Here is a 15041-nt window from a genome sequence, read left to right as displayed (position 1 = left end):
CAGCGCGGCCCTGGTGAGCAGTGTCCCGGCCACCACCGCCGCCAGCGAGGCGGCCAGCGAGCCCGCGGCGTAGACCACCGCGAGCACCGGCCTGCCCGCCGCGGCCGTGTCGAGGGTGTCGAGCACGTAGGTGGACAGGGTGGTGAACCCGCCCAGAACTCCGATACCCAGGAAGGGCCGGACCAGTCGGTGTGCACCTTCCCGCCGGGTGAGCAGTTCCGTCAGCACCCCGATGAGCAGGCAGCCGATCACGTTCGCGGTCAGCGTCGCCCCCGCGAATCCCCCAGCCGGATACGGCAGCGCGAGAACGAGCCCGTACCGGGCGAGGCTGCCGAGCGCGCCGCCCGCGGCGATCACCAGCAGCACGTCCCAGCGGTGCGTGCCGACCATGCCGTCCATGATTGCCGACACCCGATCGTGGGTAGCCGGGGCCCATGGGTTCCACGGTCGCACACAAGCTCATCGCCGATCACCTCGTCGACGGCCGAATGGTGCCGGGGGAGGAGATCGGCCTGCGGATCGACCAGACGCTCACCCAGGACGCCACCGGCACACTGGTGATGCAGGAGCTCGAAGCGCTCGGTCTGGACCGCGCGCGCACCGAGGTGAGCGTGCAGTACGTCGACCACAACCTGCTGCAGGCGGACGAGAAGAACGCCGAGGACCACGCCTATCTCCGCTCGGCCTGCCGCCGGTACGGCATCTGGTACTCGAAGGCGGGCAACGGGGTCTCGCATCCCACCCACCAGCAGCGGTTCGGCGTGCCCGGCAAGAGCATGGTGGGCTCCGACTCACACACCCCCGCCGCCGGGTCGCTGGGCATGCTGGCGATGGGCGTGGGTGGTCTGGAGGCCGCCACCGCGATCGCCGGGCAGCCGGTGTACCTGCGGATGCCGGAGATCTGGGGCGTGCGGCTGACGGGGGAGCTGCCGCCGTGGGTCTCGGCCAAGGACGTCATCCTGGAGATGCTGCGCCGGCACAGCGTCAAGGGCGGGCTGAACCGGATCGTCGAGTACCACGGGCCGGGCGTGTCCACCCTGTCGGCGATGGACCGGCACGTGATCGCCAACATGGGCGCCGAACTGGGCGCCACCACCACGGTGTTCCCCTCCGACGGCGCGGTGTACGAGTTCCTGCGCGCCGAGGGGCGGGAGCGGGACTTCGTCGAGCTCGTCGCCGACCCGGACGCCACCTACGACGTCACCGACGAGATCGATCTGTCCACACTTGAACCGCTGATCGCGAAACCGTCCTCGCCGGACAACGTCGTGCCGGTGCGTGAGGTGGCCGACACCGAGATCAGCCAGGTGGTGATCGGTTCGTCAGCCAACCCGGGCCTGCGCGACTTCGCCATCGCCGCGCACATGGTCGCCGGCAGGCAGACCAACGACGCCGTCAGCTTCGACGTCAACCCCACCTCGCGGGAGATCCTGTCCGACCTGACGAAAATGGGCGGCACCGTCGACCTGATCTCGGCGGGCGCGCGGATCCACCAGGCCGGGTGCATGGGCTGCATCGGCATGGGCCAGGCCCCCGCCGTCGGGCAGAACTCGCTGCGCACCTTCCCCCGCAACTTCCCGGGCCGCTCCGGGACGAAGGAGGACTCGGTGTGGCTGTGCTCGCCGGAGACCGCGGCCGCCTCGGCGCTGACCGGCGTGATCACCGACCCACGGGACCTGGCGGACAAACTGGAGATGCCCTACCCGGACCTGCCGCTGCCCGCGCGGTCGACCGTCAACACGGCCATGCTGGAAGAACCGCCACCACCCGAACAGGCCCGGCAGGAGCCCCTGGTGAAGGGCCCGAACATCTCCGCGCTACCGGACTTCCCGCCGCTGCCGGACCGTATCGAGGCGCCGGTGCTGCTCAAGGTGGGCGACAACATCTCCACCGACGAGATCTCCCCGGCGGGCGCGCGGGCCCTGCCGTACCGGTCGAACGTGCCGCAGCTGGCGACGTTCACCTTCGACCAGATCGATCCCACCTACTCCGACCGCGCGGCCGAGGCCGCGGGCGGACACGTCGTCGTCGGCGGGGACAACTACGGCCAGGGCTCGTCCCGCGAACACGCCGCGATCACCCCGCGGCACCTCGGCCTCACGGCGGTGCTGGCGAAGTCGTTCGCCCGCATCCACTGGCAGAACCTGGCCAACTTTGGCATCCTCGCGTTGGAGTTCACCGACCCGGCCGATCACGACCGGATCGGCCAGGGGGACACGCTGGTGCTGGACGGCCTGCGAAAGCAGCTGCCGGACGGCGGCGACCTCACCGTCCGCAACCAGACCCGGGGCGAGGAGTACATGGTGTGCCACCGGCTGTCGCCACGCCAGGTGGAGGCCGTGCTCGCCGGGGGACGCATCCCGCTGCTGGCCCGCGCGGACTGACTGAGCGCGACGCACGCACTCCGGTGTGTGCCGGTCACGCCGGTGACCTGCCGGGCACGGCCGACTCCGGCGGGGCCACCCCCGTGTGCGGGCCGGGGGAGAGGCGCGGTAGCCTTACAGGCGTCACCTTCCCAGAGGGTGGCGGCCGGGCTGTGGCGCAGTTTGGTAGCGCACTTGACTGGGGGTCAAGGGGTCGCAGGTTCAAATCCTGTCAGCCCGACCACCGAAGGGGCCGTCTACGCAGGTAGGCGGCCCCTTCGGCATTCCAGGGCAGGGCGGTGATCCGTGGCGGCCGACATCCGGCCGACACGTCAGACGGAGCGGATTCTGCCGACGGCCTTCTTGCCAACGCCGTCCGCCGTCGTCTGCCCGGGACGCTGTTATTTCTGGTGTTCGAACCGTAGTTCTGAGTAATCGGCGATCTCGAGTCCGTAGTGGCGGTACACCTTGGTGGTGTTCATCCCGGTCAAGGCGTCTGGGTCCAGACCAAGCCATACCGCAGCGGCGCGTACTGTCTGCTCGTCTGTGCCTTCGATCTCCAGGTACGGCGGGATGTGGGGCCATTCATCCAGCTCGAGTTTCACGTCCTCGTACGCCCAGCTGGTGCGGTAGTTCTCCTGGTAGGCCTTCGCATTGAACCCCAACATGCCCAGCATCTGGTGGGTGGTGTCGAAGTCGTCGACGCCGGTTTCCCACTCGTCGGTGCCATCGATGCCGTCATGGCGAATGCGTTTGATGGACAGTGTGGCGTCGGCAGCCGTCTCCCGCAGCCGCATCCATGTCGAGTCGTCGCCAGGCGTGATGTCGTAGACGTAGCGTCGCTGGAGGTGTCGCGGCGCCACCAGGCGCGCCCGGTCCGACAGCCACTCCGCGACGTCGCGGTGGTTGATGTCCAAGGCCTTCGCCTCATACTCGATGGGCATCGCTGCATGCTATCCCTTCTCACGCGGGGTCACGTCTGCGGAAAGGGCGGTTTGCTCCTCGTCGCGGAAGTTTACGATCTCTCGTGACACCGGGCTCGCGGCGAAGTCGCTGACCTCTTGGCATAGGTCCATCCGCTGGATGCACACGCCCGCGAGCCACCGCTTGTCCCGCGACCGGTACAGCCGGGTGCCGTAGAACCCTTCCTGGCAGTCGCGGTCGTTGTTGAACTGCCAGTCTCGGCACGTCACCGGCAGTCGGGTGGGGCGGATGCGCTTGACGTAGATCCGCCGGCCTTCCGGGAGCAGGTACGAGGTGCGAAACCCCGATGCTCCGGCAGTGATGTGGTGCGCCTCCGCGGTGGCGCCACGCTGCGCGAGTACCGCGGCGATAGCGTCAAGCGAGTCGCGCCCGTCGTCGAGGCTGTTGAGTAGCCGCACCGACAGCTCCGGGCTGTACTCATCGAGCAGCCGGTGGACCCGCTCGATGTGGTCGCCGTTGACCACCACGATGTTCGCGTCCGCCCGCACCCCGTGGTCGCTGCACGCTTGGATGGACGCCTTCAACGTATCGATCTTGCGCGTGGCCCGGTCGAGGTCGGCGAACCGCTGGTGCTGCACCTGCGCGAGCTCCTCGGGCGTGGTGCCGAACACCGAGAAGTTCACCTTCTCCAGACCGGCCTCAGCAGCGGCCGGGATCACCCGTGCGCCGTTCTCGCCGTTCGAGGTCATGCGCACGCTGTAGCCCTGGTCGACGGAGATGCGGACGAGCTCGGCCAGCCTCGGATGCAATGTGGGCTCCCCACCGGTGAGGTGTAGTTCCGACACGCCGAGCGTGTCGCGCAGTGTCCCGATCGCCTCGGCGTACTCGGGGCCCGGCATCATGGTCGCTGGTATGAAACTGGCACCGTTGCGCTCGGTGTAGATCGATACTCGACCGCTGGCGCCGGACGAGGTGAACAGCGGCAGGGTGCGCCGCGAGTTGTCCGCGGCGACCGGTGTTCCCTCGTTGTGACAGAAGGTGCAGGTCATGCCGCACGCGTCGAGGATCTTCACTCGGAGAGTGCGGTCGGGTCGGATGTAGGTCGGTATGGACATGACGACCCCCATTCGTCGCGGGGACTGGTTATCGCGTCTCCCGTGGTGCTTGTCCGTGTACTCGGCCCCCGGCCATCCCCGGGGGCGCGCCGCATCCTTGGCGTGGCGCGGGGAGTGGATGCGTGGCTCGTGGGCGCTCAATCCGCGCCGACCGGGGGCTGTGGTCCCCGGCAGTACGTGGTAGTGCGGGTGGACGCCTTGATCTGGGACAGGGCCGCCCGGCGCGGGGAGCGCACCGGGCGGGGTCTCAGTTCAGGGCGCGGAGCCCGTCGAGGACGCGACGCAGCACGTCCAACGGCGGGTCGGTGCGCTGCCGTAGCGCGCTCCTGGCCCGGTCGGACTCGACGTCCGGGTCGAGCACGGGCCAGGACCAGTAGTCGGGCAGTCGATACATCACCGCGGTGTCGGCGGAGTGCATCGGAGGAAGGCGCAGAGTGATTTCAGCGGGGCTCTCGGGGCCGGAGCGGTCGAGCAGTGCGTGTCGGGGCATCAGCGGGACTCCTCGGTGGTGCGGTGGAGTGTGTGGCCGCGCAGGTCGGCGACGCGGCCGACCAGGTCATCGGCCAGATCGCGCAGAGCGACGCCCACCTCGTGCAGTTCCTCGGCGGGCAATTCGCCGCCGTCCTGGCGGGCCATCAGTTCCACCGCCACGCCACCGAGCGTGCGGTTGACCGTGGCCATTCGAGCCAGGAGTTCGCGGTCGCGGTCGATCACGGCATCGCCTCCACCGCTGCCAGTGACGGGATCTGCTCGGCGGGCCAGCCGTCGCGGACGCGGATTTCGCGGTCGCACTGCCAGCAGGTCGGACTCGGCGGCCCGTCCAGACTGAAGTCGCTCGCGGTCGGGGTGACCTCCGTGCCGCACAGCGCGGTGAACATCTGGTCTGCACCTGGGGTAATGGTGGTGCGGTCGTAGGCGTGGCGTCGTCCTTCGGCGGGTTGCCACCAGTGGCGAATCATCGGTGCCCCCTCCATGCTCGGCTTCTCGGACTTGTGTGCACGGAAGGTATGCGGCGCGACACGCTGGAGGTTTCCTCACAGGAAACTCAGCGGGTATGGTCGCCAACATGGACACGATTGGGGTAACCATCAGGCGCCTACGCCGTTGGCGGGGCCTGACGCTTGAGCAAGCCGCCGGCCTCGCCGGCCTGTCGAAGGGCTACCTGTCGAAGATCGAGAACGGGAAGGCCGCGGTCGAGCGACGGAGCACCCTGGTCGCGATCGCTGACACGCTGCGGGTCAGCCTCGCCGACATCACCGGTGACGGACTCGAGATACGCGACCCGGAAGCCGACAGCACCGTCCCCGCGATCCGTGCCGCACTACTCGACAGCGACCTCAATGACCATCCGCCGCAAGGCGAACTCTCGCCGCTCGTCGCCGAGACGCAGTTGGTCGCGGCGATGCGGCAAGCGAACCAGATGGCCGAGGTGGGCCACCGACTGCCGCCCCTGATCACGGCCCTCCATACGCACGCGCGGCAGGCGGAAGCGCTCCGGGCGCTCGTGAGCGTCGCGCACACCACCTCGCTGCTGGTCAAGGGATTGGGTGCGTTGGACCTCGCATGGATCGCGGCGGACAGGGGAAACGAGGCCGCCGAGCGGCTCGGTGATCCGCACTGGATCTCGCTCGCCGCCTTCGCCCGCACCCAAGCGTGCTCGGGCCTCGGTGCGCACCGCCGCGCCGGTGTGCTCGCCGCCAATGCGCTCGAGATTGTGCCTGAGGAGTCGGTCGACGTCCGCGGCGCGCTGACGCTCACCACGGGATTCATCGACTCTGTGATCGGTGGGGACCCGTCCGCTGCGCTCGACGAGGCTGAGGGGCTCGCCGAGCATGTCGAGGACGGTAATCGGCATCACCTGCTGTTCACCCCGGCCAACGTGGTCCTGTGGCGGATGTCGGCGGCGCTCGAAGGCGGCCACTACGCGGCGGCCGCCACGCTCGCGGAGTCGATCCACCCCAGCGACCTCGAAATCAACTCGCGCCGTACCACCTACTTCATCGACTACGCTCGTGCCCTGTGGGGACTACGGCGGCCGGACGAAGACGTGATCAAGCTGATCGCACAGGCGGAGACGCTCGGTCCGGTACGGACCAGGAGCAACACGTTCGTCCGCGAGATCGTGTCCACGATGGTGGAGCGTGCGCGGCGGCAAGCGGTCGCCCGCGAGGCGCGCGGCCTGGCATCCCGCATGGGACTGCTCAAGGTCGGTTGAGTGGCGCGGTCTCCGATGACCTGTTCGAGCTCCGGGACCAGCGACGAGGGGATTGGTACGGTTCGGCGCATCCCGGTTTTCGTCAGTCCCTTGTGTTGCACGCCGCGGATTTCGTGGAGCGACGTCGGCACGCGGACACACCGTTCATCTCAGCCCTCCGATCGCTCGGCAAAGAGGGACACCGTAGGAGTCATCTGGCCGCAGTCGAACCGAACTCCGCAACTCAAGTTGATCTCAGCCTCGGTAACATCTAGCCTCGTGAAGTGATCATGGGGAAAATCACTCGGGCCGCGGTGTTGAGAGCTATCGCTGAGTACGACGAGCTCGGTCGCGTGGGATTCTTGACGAAGTACGGGTTTGGCGAGGCGAGATCGTACGTGCTCGTGCATGACGGCCGTCGCTACGACTCCAAGGCCATCGCCGGGGTCGCACACCAGTGGACTCAAGACCGTCCGTTACGCGCGGACGAGTTCAGTGGTGGGCTCGGCGCTGCCGTCAAATGGCTGACCGAACTGGAATTCCTGGTCGAGGACCTCGCCGACGGAGCCGCGACGTGGGGTCTTGTGTGTAACCCGGAGCTGTTCGATATCGACCGGCTCCGCCGGGACGGCAAGGACCTCGAGTTATGGAAGGTTACGCGTTTCAAGAATGAGATCGCCCCCGGTGACCGTTTCATCCTCTGGCGAAGTGGCAAGGGTGGCGGCGTCATGGCCTACGGCCGGATCACGGGGAACCTGCGGTATGTCACCCAGGCCGGTGGATACTGGCTCAAAGAGCCCGGACCCGCCGACTACGTCCCGCTCGTCGTAGACGAGTGGGTGGATCCGGTTATTCCCCGGGATGAACTCAAGAAAGATCCTCGTGTCAGCAGCACGAGCCTGATCCAGCAACCGTGGGCGGGTTTACCGCACCGCCTCACCGACGACACTTGGACTGCGGTCATGGAAGCGGTGTCGGCCGCTGATGTCGGGTTGGGTGCCACAGACACAGGCCGACGACGAGACATCCCGGGGAAAGCCGCCACTACCGTGCAACGGGTTGTCCGAAGCAGCGGCGTCGTGCGTCTGGTCAAGGAATGGCACGCACACCGCTGCCAGATCTGCGGACTCCGCATCGAGCTTCCTGGAGGAACCTACTACAGCGAAGGTGCGCACATCCAGGCCCTGGGCGCCCCGTACAACGGCCCCGACGTCACCAGCAACGTGCTGTGTCTGTGCCCCAACTGCCACATCATGTTGGATAATGGAGTGATCGTCCTTGACGATGAGCTGACCATCATCCGCCATGGTCATGCCGTGGGTTCGTTACGCACCGACAAGCACCACACCATCGATAGGGACTACGTACGCAGCCATCGAGAACGCTGGCAGAGGTAGTAGCGCATCGCGTTGAAGCAGTTCCCATCGCCCGGGTCACGAACTGATCAACTGATGCGAACTGGCCGCACAGCCACTCTGCTGATCGCCCCGTGAGTATTGCAGGCTGCCTGGTCGGCATCGTGGCCTCCAGGGGTGCGACGATGCCGCCGTCCCGCGCCCACACGCACGGGACGGCGACATCAATCCGAAGGCTTTTCGAAGTCCGGGCCGGTGCTCAGGCGTGGCAGCCGGTGAGCTCGGGCGGGACGTCCGTCTGGTCGCCGGAGCCGAGGAACAGTGCCATGCAGTCGGTCAGGAACTCGGGGTTCTCCTCGGCGATGAAGTGACCGGTGGCAGGCGCGACGACCTCACGCACGTCCTCGGCGACTCCGCGGAAGGATTCGGCGACGCCCGGGCCGAACGTGACCTCGGCACCCATCGCCAGCACGGGCATGGCGATCTGGCGTTCGGCCGCGTTGGCCTGGTTCCTCTGCGCGTCCTGCGGGAAGGTCCGGTAGTACTCGTAGCCCGCGGTGCGCTTGTCGGAGTCGGCGTAGGCCTTGAAGTACGTCTCCTGTGCGATTTCCTGCGGAGCCACGGTGTTGTTGAAGAGCATGCCGAGGTAGGTTTCGACGTCCTCGTCGTCCATGATCTTTTCCGGAATGGGGGCGGGGGCCATGTTGAACGTGAAGTGGAAGCTCATGCCGTAGGAGTTCTCCAGGCCGAAACCAGGCAGCGGCGCGTCGAGGACAGCGATCCGGCTCACCTCGTCGGGGAACTGGTAGGCGTACTCGTACGCCACCATCGAGCCGAGGTCGTGGCCGAGTAGCGCGACCCGCTCGTAGCCGAGCTCGGTCACCGCCTCGCGGATGCGCTGCGCGGTCGTGGCCTTGTCGTAGCCGTCCGCGGGAATGGTCGATCCACCCAGGCCCGGCAGGTCGAGGGCGATGACGGTGTTGTTCTCCGCGAGGGTGGGCATGACCTTGTGCCACTGGAACATGGTCTGCGGCCAGCCGTGCAGCAACACCAGCGGCGGTCCGGAACCGCCGCGGACGAAGCGCAGCTCGCTGCCGTCCACGGAGACCGTACCGTGCTCGTACGACCCGTGGGCACTCAGCTGGCTGGGCGGGGCCGTCGCACTGGAGGTGGCGGTGCTCGCGCCCATCCCCGACATGATCAGCCCCCCGGCTGCGAGGATGGCGACGGTCGTCCGTCCCATCCGCCTGAGACTCCACCTGAGCGGCCGTCTGTCCGAGCGAGCCGATCCCGAGGTGCCTTCGCTGACCGACATGCGTTCTCCCGTCGCCAGGGTCGAAGACCGGGCTGCTGGTGCGACCGTGTCCTGCCCGGTGCGCTCGCCCGCGGTCAGCCCGGAACCTCCGACAGGTGATCATGACTGCGGGGAACCCTAGACCCGTGCGCATGCCCTCGCACAGGGCCGGAACGAGTCGGGCGTTCAGGGCCGCGAGCCCGGCGCCGTACCCGACGCGCCCGGCGGAGCCAGTGCGAACGAAGAGCCGGCCGCGCCGGACCACGGGGACAGGTCACCTCACGTGGTTCCCCAGGGACCCGGTCCCGGCCGCCACGCGGATACTGCTGAGGGTAGCTGCTCGTTGACTGACCGGACGGGAAAGAAACATCCAGCTCACGTCCCCTGACCGCGGTTCCGCGTCCTCATTGTGTTCGCAGTCGACGGGACCGGCCCCGGCAGCTTTGCTCCGAGCGGAGTAGGCCACGAAAGACCGTGCATGCTAGCATTGAATGCAATGACAGCATGGAGGTGGGCATGGCGACCTTAACGGTGCGGGACTTCGATGACGAACTCAAGGCTGAGCTGCGGGTTCGCGCGGCGGAACATGGTCGGTCGATGGAGGCGGAGGTGCGGGACATTCTGCGCCGGGCGTTGACGCGGCCTTCCTCCGGTGAAGGGATGGCGACACGGATCCGCCGCAGGTTCGCCGGAACCGGGGACCTGTCGATCGAGCCGCCTCCCCGGGCGGAACCGGCGCGGGCCGCGGAGCTGGAGGAATGATCGTCCTCGACACGAACGTCGTGTCCGAGCTGATGCGGCCCGAGCCCGATTCCAGGGTGATGACGTGGGTGGACCGCTTACCTGCCGAGGACGTGTTCGTCGCCTCGGTGACGGCGGCCGAACTGCGCTATGGGGCGGCCCGCTTGTCGGACGGTCGTCGCAAGCGCGAGTTGGTGGTGAAGGTGGAGGAGTTGTTCGCCGAGGACTTCCAGGGAAGGGTTCTCCCCTTTGACGACGCCGCAGCCGCTTGCTATGCGGAGATCGCCGTGGAACGGGAGCGTGCAGGTCAGACGGTCAGCATGGCAGATGCCCAGATCGCGGCGATCTGCCGCTCTCACGGCACTCCGCTGGCGACTCGGAACATCAAGGACTTCTCCGGTACTGGGGTGGACCTGGTGAATCCGTGGGACCACACCGCGGAGTGAACGGGTTGGCTCAGCGGATCCGCCGGTGGATGCGGTCGACGGCCCGCTCGACGATTCTTCTCCTGCAAATTGGGTTTCATGCGTACCTCGGCTGCTCGGCGTCCGGGTCGGCCGGGACCACGTCGAGGCGTGGGTCGGCGACGAGGCGGTCGATGACGGTGGGGTCGGCACCGATCCCGGCCCAGTGCGGGTCGATGTCGTTGGCCACGAACCAGGCACGGTCGGCGGGCCAGGCGAGCGCGGTGTCGGTGATGTCCAGCCGGGGCTGGTCGGGCCACCCGTCCGGGGCGGTCCAGTCGCCCGCGTCGGACAGTGCCCCCCGGAAGAGCACGTACGAGCGGTTCGGCAGCTCTACCCGGGGCCCGGGAAGTGGCGGGGGCAGGGTGTCCGCCGGCGCGACCCCGGGCTCGGCGTCCGGGTCCGGCCGCACCGGCGGGGCGAGTTCGTCGGCCACGACCGGGCGCTCGCCACCGACGATGCCGCCGGAACCGTCCCAGAGGCCGAAGTAGCACTCGCGTGGGGTGCGGGTGTGCTCGGCCAGCACGTTGAACAGCGTCCGCAGCCGATCGGCCGCACGATCGTCCCCGTCGGCATCGGCCTCGATCCGACCCGGGTGGGCGGGGTCGGGCAGGAACCGCAGGCGGGCGTGGGCGGCGAACCCGGAGGGGCCGAACGTGATCAACCGGGTCCACGGCGAGTGGTCCGCCATGAGCCACCGGGCGGCGGAGAGGTCGGCGCACGCGGTGAGAGCCACGGGCCCACGGTAGCGTGCGGCGCTCGGCGACACCGCCGTATTCGCCACACGCGATGCCGTCGCCCGTGGTGCGACCCGCAGACGGGAGCATCCCTTCCGCGGTCTCCGCCGGTCACCGAGTGCGGAGCCGACCTCGGGCACCGACGATCACAGGTCTTCCCCGGAGGCCTCCATCATCGGGCGCACCTCCACCGCGGCGAACCGTGCGTCGGGGATCCGGGCCGCGATCTCGCATGCCCGCTCCGGGCTGTCGCAGTCGACGACGAGGTAGCCGGCGAGCTGCTCCTTCGTCTCGATGAACGGGCCGTCGGTGGCCGCGAGCGCACCGTCCCGGACCCGCACGGTCCTGGCGGTGAGCGGGTCGGCCAGCGCCTCCCCGTGGACGAACTCGCCCGAGTCGACGATCTCCCGATGCATCGCCTCGGCCTGTCGACTCAGCTCGGCACGCTCTTCGTCCGGCAGCGCGAGGAAGTCCGGATTCCGCAGGTACAGCGGATGCTCCCAGTTCTCCGGATTGCTGTAGATCAGCAGCAGGTATTTCACTCTCGACTCCTCGGTTCCAGTGTCCGGCTCCTGCCGGGCGATGGCACGCCCGGCTGGAGCCCGACGTCGGTCACGCGCTTCCGGCGAGGCCGATGACGTTGCCTTCCGGATCGGTGAACCGCGCGACGACGAAGTCCCCGTCCGGGGCCCGCACCGGCCCCAGCACCCGTTCGCCTCCGAGGCTTTCCGCTCTCCGGAGCGCGGCCTCGACGTTCGGTACGCCGACGTAGAACAGCACCGTGTTCTCGTGGTCCGCACCGCCGCCGACGCCGCCGTTGATGCCGCCGGTCGTGTTCCCGTCGACGAACCCGTACCGCCCCGGCCCGGACACCTCCTCGCTGAGCGCATCGCCCACGTGGAACTGCCAGCCGAACAGTTCGCCGTAGTAGTCGTGCAGCTTCGCGGGGTCCTTCCCGATGATCTCGAAGTGCACCACGGGGCTTCCCATGATCGTTCCCTTCCGCGCCCGCGCGTCGGCGCATTTTGGGGCACCCAGTTCGGCGCCTCTCCTTCCGAGGTCGGAACCGGCGGGCGGGTTTCGACATCCGGCGTCACACGGCATGGTGAAACTGGCCCAGGGTTCAGCAGGGCTGGTCGTCGGGCAGCCGACCGGCCCGGTTCCGGAGATGGCGCTGCTCGGGCAGGCTCGTGGCGAGGCGGGCGGCCATCAGGTACGAGGTCCGTGCGTCGGCGAGGTCTCCCCGCCTCTCCAGCAGATGCGCCCGGACCGCGTGCAGCCGGTGGTGCCGGGCGAGCCTCCGGTCGGCGCCGAGCGGTTCCAGCAGCGCGAGTCCGGTGTCCGGGCCGTGCACCATCGCGGCGGCGACAGCGCGGTTGAGGGTGACCATCGGGTTCGGGGCGAGCGTGTCGAGCAGCTCGTAGAGGGCCAGTACCTGCGGCCAGTCGGTCTCCTCGGCGCGGCCGGCCTCCGCGTGCACGGCGGCGATCGCCGCCTGGACCTGGTACGGGCCGAGCGACGCACGACCCAGAGTATCGGTGATCAGCTCGATGCCCTCGGCGAGGAGCCCCGGATCCCACCGGCCGCGGTTTTGCTCGGCGAGCGGGACCAGTTCGCCGTCGGGCCCGATGCGGGTGGACCGCCGCGCGTCGCACAGCAGCATGAGCGCGAGCAGCCCGCCCACCTCGCCGTCGTGGGGCAGCAGGCGGTGCACGATCCGGGTGAGCCGGAGGGCCTCCCCGGTGAGTTCGACGCGCTGCAGATCCGGCCCGGAGGTGGCCGTGTAGCCCTCGTTGAACACCAGGTACAGCACGTGCAGGACGGCGCGGAGGCGCTCCTCCCGCTCGTCTTCAGCAGGCATGCCGAAACGGGCGCCGGTGGACGCGATCCGCTGCTTGGCGCGGCTGATGCGCTGCGCCATCGTCGGCTCGGGGACCAGGAACGCGCGCGCGATCTGCGCGGTGCTCAGACCGCCGACCGCGCGCAACGTCAACGCCACCTGCGAGGCGGGGGAGAGTTCGGGGTGACAGCAGAGGAAGAGCAGGGTGAGCGTGTCGTCGTCGCCGCGCGTGTCCCCGAGGTCCGGGGCAGGCACGAGGTGCTCGTCGGGCAGGGCCAGCGACGCGGTGTCCGTCTCGCGGCGCCTGCGGGCCCGCTCACCGCGGAGCCGGTCGACCATCCGGCGGGAGGCCACGGTGATCAGCCAGTTCAGCGGGTTGTCCGGCATGCCCCGCTGCGGCCACTGCGTGGTGGCGGCCAGCAGCGCCTCCTGCACCGCGTCCTCGGCGAGGTCGACGTGCCCGTGGTGCCGCACGAGCGCGGCGAGCACCGTCGGCGCCGCCCGGCGCAGCAGGTCCTCGACACCGGCGTCCGTAATCCCGTCCCCTCCTCGCCTCGGCGCCCCGCCGGGCGCACATCCCGGAGCGATCCGGCCGGGCCGGTGGTGACCCGGAAGGAGACTCCCACACCGCGACCATACGGTGCGCGAGATGTGCCACGAACCGGCCGACGCATCCGTGCTCGTTCGTGTCCGCTGTCGACTGGGACACCCCGCTCACCACCTGCGGGAAGGAACGGCGCCTCCGAGCGACCGTTCGTGTCAGCATTGAAATCAGCACCGAGCGCAGTGACAGCATGGAGGGGCGGACATGGCGACGTTGACGGTCCGGCACCTCGACGACGAACTGAAGGCCGAGCTGCGGGTTCGCGCGGCGGAGCACGGCCGGTCGATGGAGGCGGAGGTGCGTGACATCCTGCGCCGGGCGTTGGCGCGGCCTCTTCCCGATGAGGGGATGGCGACACGGATCCGCCGCGGGTTCGCCGGGGACCTGTCGATAGAACCGCCGCCCCGGACGGAACAGGCGCGGGCCGCGGAGCTGGAGGATCGACCGTCCTCGACACAAACGTCGTGTCCGAGCTGATGCGCCCCGAGCCCGATCCCGGGGTGATGACGCCGTGGAGGCCCAGGCGTCGGTGCACGTGGTGAGGACCGGTGGGCACCGTAGTGCGAGAACATTCGACTACACTCCCGATTCCACCACGCGTATCCGGTGTTGTCGCCCGTGGTGAGATCCGACGATGGGAGGGCCGGGGAGGCGATGGGGTGTCCGATCGGTCGGCGCGCGGTGTGGGCCTGGTCAGGGCTGTCGGCGGCTGCTGTGGCCGTGGCCGCGGTGGTCGTTCTGCGGCCGTCGCCCGAGCCGGACCCATGGACGGACGGTCCGCCGCCCGAACCCACCGGTGCCGGTCCCGAGTCGACTCGGCCGGGGAGTACCGGTACTACCCCGCCCGGTACGACGACCAGCACGGCGCCGATGGCGTCGACCGACACGACGACAGAGGCTCCGGCACCCGACATCGACGAGCCGCCCGAGGCCGCACCCACCGGGACGCCCACGGTGGGGCGGACCGAAGCCGCTGGAGAAGGTGACTCCCGCGCCGACCGGGTGGAACGGGACGCGATGGTCCCGCATCCCCGACCTGAACCGTCGTCGTACGTCGCGCCCGGTCTTCACTCACCGTCCGAGACCATCGACCTGGGCACGCTCGACCCGGAGGAACGGTAGTCGTCAAACTGCCTCGATCGCCAGGAGTCCGACGAGGACACCGGCTGTGGCGACCCCGAGAGCGGCCCGCCCGTCCCGCTTGAGTGCGCCGTACAGCCAGTACGCACCGACCGCGCGGTCGAGAACCACCGTTACCCCGCGGATGTCCCCGGCCCGCGCCAGGGACACGAAGAGGGCGTCCCGAGGAAGGCGCCCGCCAGCAGTGCCCCGGCGACGGCACCGGGAACGGCACGGTGGTGTGCGGCGTGGTGTCCGGCGACCGCGGCCGCGGGCCCGGGCCTCGCCGGT

At 69.0% G+C, this 15041-nt stretch carries 18 protein-coding genes and 1 tRNA gene; 7 read left to right on the top strand and 12 right to left on the bottom strand.

Annotated features, from left to right (window positions below; all coding sequences use genetic code 11):
• On the bottom strand, positions 1 to 390 hold a 390-nt coding region (locus SACHA_RS20215), incomplete at its 3' end, for a fluoride efflux transporter FluC (protein WP_083935774.1).
• A 44-nt stretch (positions 391 to 434) separates the two neighbouring features.
• Here SACHA_RS20215 and SACHA_RS0104160 point away from each other — a divergent pair.
• Positions 435 to 2384, top strand: a complete 1950-nt coding sequence (locus SACHA_RS0104160; RefSeq protein WP_019807453.1) for an aconitate hydratase — start codon at positions 435 to 437, stop codon at positions 2382 to 2384.
• Between the two features lie 146 nt (positions 2385 to 2530).
• Positions 2531 to 2607, top strand: a tRNA-Pro gene (locus SACHA_RS0104155).
• 157 nt (positions 2608 to 2764) lie between these two features.
• Here the strand turns inward: SACHA_RS0104155 and SACHA_RS0104150 are convergent.
• The 5 genes from SACHA_RS0104150 to SACHA_RS0104130 form a co-directional block, all read right to left on the bottom strand.
• Positions 2765 to 3307 carry a class IV adenylate cyclase gene (locus tag SACHA_RS0104150; protein WP_019807452.1) on the bottom strand — a complete coding sequence of 181 codons (543 nt, stop codon included), beginning with the start codon at positions 3305 to 3307 and terminating at the stop codon, positions 2765 to 2767.
• A gap of 9 nt (positions 3308 to 3316) precedes the next feature.
• Entirely contained in the window at positions 3317 to 4360 is a 1044-nt protein-coding gene (locus tag SACHA_RS0104145; protein WP_019807451.1) for a radical SAM protein, read from the bottom strand.
• A gap of 289 nt (positions 4361 to 4649) precedes the next feature.
• On the bottom strand, positions 4650 to 4892 hold the full coding sequence (locus SACHA_RS23640) for a hypothetical protein (RefSeq protein ID WP_028662870.1): 243 nt from the start codon (positions 4890 to 4892) through the stop codon (positions 4650 to 4652).
• Positions 4892 to 5116, bottom strand: a complete 225-nt coding sequence (locus tag SACHA_RS0104135) for a hypothetical protein (protein WP_019807449.1) — start codon at positions 5114 to 5116, stop codon at positions 4892 to 4894. The genes SACHA_RS23640 and SACHA_RS0104135 overlap by 1 nt, the downstream gene beginning before the upstream one ends.
• Entirely contained in the window at positions 5113 to 5376 is a 264-nt protein-coding gene (locus SACHA_RS0104130) for a zinc finger protein (protein WP_232211803.1), read from the bottom strand. Before SACHA_RS0104130 ends, SACHA_RS0104135 begins: the two co-directional genes overlap by 4 nt.
• 92 nt (positions 5377 to 5468) lie before the next feature.
• On the opposite strand from SACHA_RS0104130, the gene SACHA_RS0104125 reads away from it, so the two are divergent.
• Entirely contained in the window at positions 5469 to 6617 is a 1149-nt protein-coding gene (locus SACHA_RS0104125; RefSeq protein ID WP_028662868.1) for a helix-turn-helix domain-containing protein, read from the top strand.
• A 269-nt stretch (positions 6618 to 6886) separates the two neighbouring features.
• A complete protein-coding gene (locus SACHA_RS0104120; RefSeq protein WP_083935772.1) occupies positions 6887 to 7993 on the top strand; it encodes an HNH endonuclease in 1107 nt (368 codons plus the stop codon).
• 217 nt (positions 7994 to 8210) lie between these two features.
• Here the strand turns inward: SACHA_RS0104120 and SACHA_RS20210 are convergent, their stop codons facing one another.
• The gene (locus tag SACHA_RS20210) at positions 8211 to 9194 is read right to left on the bottom strand and encodes an alpha/beta fold hydrolase (protein ID WP_019807445.1); all 984 of its coding nucleotides are present in this window, start codon (positions 9192 to 9194) and stop codon (positions 8211 to 8213) included.
• A gap of 567 nt (positions 9195 to 9761) precedes the next feature.
• Between SACHA_RS20210 and SACHA_RS0104110 the strand changes: the two genes are divergently transcribed.
• Together SACHA_RS0104110 and SACHA_RS0104105 are read left to right on the top strand one after the other, a co-directional pair.
• On the top strand, positions 9762 to 10007 hold the full coding sequence (locus tag SACHA_RS0104110; protein ID WP_028662867.1) for a FitA-like ribbon-helix-helix domain-containing protein: 246 nt from the start codon (positions 9762 to 9764) through the stop codon (positions 10005 to 10007).
• Entirely contained in the window at positions 10004 to 10432 is a 429-nt protein-coding gene (locus SACHA_RS0104105; RefSeq protein ID WP_019807443.1) for a type II toxin-antitoxin system VapC family toxin, read from the top strand. The genes SACHA_RS0104110 and SACHA_RS0104105 overlap by 4 nt, the downstream gene beginning before the upstream one ends.
• A gap of 76 nt (positions 10433 to 10508) precedes the next feature.
• On the opposite strand, the gene SACHA_RS0104100 is transcribed toward SACHA_RS0104105, so the two are convergent.
• From SACHA_RS0104100 to SACHA_RS0104085, 4 genes are all read right to left on the bottom strand, one after another.
• Positions 10509 to 11186: a hypothetical protein gene (locus SACHA_RS0104100; RefSeq protein WP_019807442.1), complete on the bottom strand. Its 678-nt coding sequence runs from the start codon at positions 11184 to 11186 to the stop codon at positions 10509 to 10511.
• A gap of 147 nt (positions 11187 to 11333) precedes the next feature.
• A complete protein-coding gene (locus tag SACHA_RS0104095; RefSeq protein WP_019807441.1) occupies positions 11334 to 11729 on the bottom strand; it encodes a YciI family protein in 396 nt (131 codons plus the stop codon).
• A gap of 70 nt (positions 11730 to 11799) precedes the next feature.
• The gene (locus SACHA_RS0104090; protein WP_028662866.1) at positions 11800 to 12177 is read right to left on the bottom strand and encodes a VOC family protein; all 378 of its coding nucleotides are present in this window, start codon (positions 12175 to 12177) and stop codon (positions 11800 to 11802) included.
• Positions 12178 to 12310: 133 nt separating this feature from the next.
• Positions 12311 to 13564 (bottom strand): RNA polymerase sigma factor, encoded by a 1254-nt coding sequence (locus SACHA_RS0104085; protein ID WP_083935771.1) that lies wholly within the window; start codon positions 13562 to 13564, stop codon positions 12311 to 12313.
• Between the two features lie 271 nt (positions 13565 to 13835).
• On the opposite strand from SACHA_RS0104085, the gene SACHA_RS0104080 reads away from it, so the two are divergent.
• Positions 13836 to 14108 (top strand): FitA-like ribbon-helix-helix domain-containing protein, encoded by a 273-nt coding sequence (locus tag SACHA_RS0104080; protein WP_019807438.1) that lies wholly within the window; start codon positions 13836 to 13838, stop codon positions 14106 to 14108.
• Positions 14109 to 14756: 648 nt separating this feature from the next.
• Here SACHA_RS0104080 and SACHA_RS24295 read toward each other — a convergent pair.
• Positions 14757 to 14921 (bottom strand): hypothetical protein, encoded by a 165-nt coding sequence (locus tag SACHA_RS24295; RefSeq protein ID WP_019807436.1) that lies wholly within the window; start codon positions 14919 to 14921, stop codon positions 14757 to 14759.
• Positions 14922 to 15041: the final 120 nt, after the last annotated feature.

It is taken from the genome of Saccharomonospora halophila 8, from assembly GCF_000383775.1.
In the GTDB taxonomy this organism is placed as follows: domain Bacteria; phylum Actinomycetota; class Actinomycetes; order Mycobacteriales; family Pseudonocardiaceae; genus Saccharomonospora; species Saccharomonospora halophila.
The sequence above is the reverse complement of the archived record's forward strand: the minus strand, read 5'-3'. Positions and strand labels throughout refer to the sequence as shown.

What these genes read in the sequence shown, in the direction of transcription:
- SACHA_RS0104160 (WP_019807453.1), top strand. Translation starts at nt 435, where the DNA reads ATGGGTTCCACGGTCGCACACAAGCTCATCGCCGATCACCTCGTCGAC.
- SACHA_RS0104150 (WP_019807452.1), bottom strand. Translation starts at nt 3,307, where the DNA reads ATGCCCATCGAGTATGAGGCGAAGGCCTTGGACATCAACCACCGCGAC.
- SACHA_RS23640 (WP_028662870.1), bottom strand. Translation starts at nt 4,892, where the DNA reads ATGCCCCGACACGCACTGCTCGACCGCTCCGGCCCCGAGAGCCCCGCT.
- SACHA_RS0104130 (WP_232211803.1), bottom strand. Translation starts at nt 5,376, where the DNA reads ATGGAGGGGGCACCGATGATTCGCCACTGGTGGCAACCCGCCGAAGGA.
- SACHA_RS0104125 (WP_028662868.1), top strand. Translation starts at nt 5,469, where the DNA reads ATGGACACGATTGGGGTAACCATCAGGCGCCTACGCCGTTGGCGGGGC.
- SACHA_RS0104120 (WP_083935772.1), top strand. Translation starts at nt 6,887, where the DNA reads ATGGGGAAAATCACTCGGGCCGCGGTGTTGAGAGCTATCGCTGAGTAC.
- SACHA_RS20210 (WP_019807445.1), bottom strand. Translation starts at nt 9,194, where the DNA reads ATGGGACGGACGACCGTCGCCATCCTCGCAGCCGGGGGGCTGATCATG.
- SACHA_RS0104110 (WP_028662867.1), top strand. Translation starts at nt 9,762, where the DNA reads ATGGCGACCTTAACGGTGCGGGACTTCGATGACGAACTCAAGGCTGAG.
- SACHA_RS0104105 (WP_019807443.1), top strand. Translation starts at nt 10,004, where the DNA reads ATGATCGTCCTCGACACGAACGTCGTGTCCGAGCTGATGCGGCCCGAG.
- SACHA_RS0104090 (WP_028662866.1), bottom strand. Translation starts at nt 12,177, where the DNA reads ATGGGAAGCCCCGTGGTGCACTTCGAGATCATCGGGAAGGACCCCGCG.
- SACHA_RS0104080 (WP_019807438.1), top strand. Translation starts at nt 13,836, where the DNA reads ATGGCGACGTTGACGGTCCGGCACCTCGACGACGAACTGAAGGCCGAG.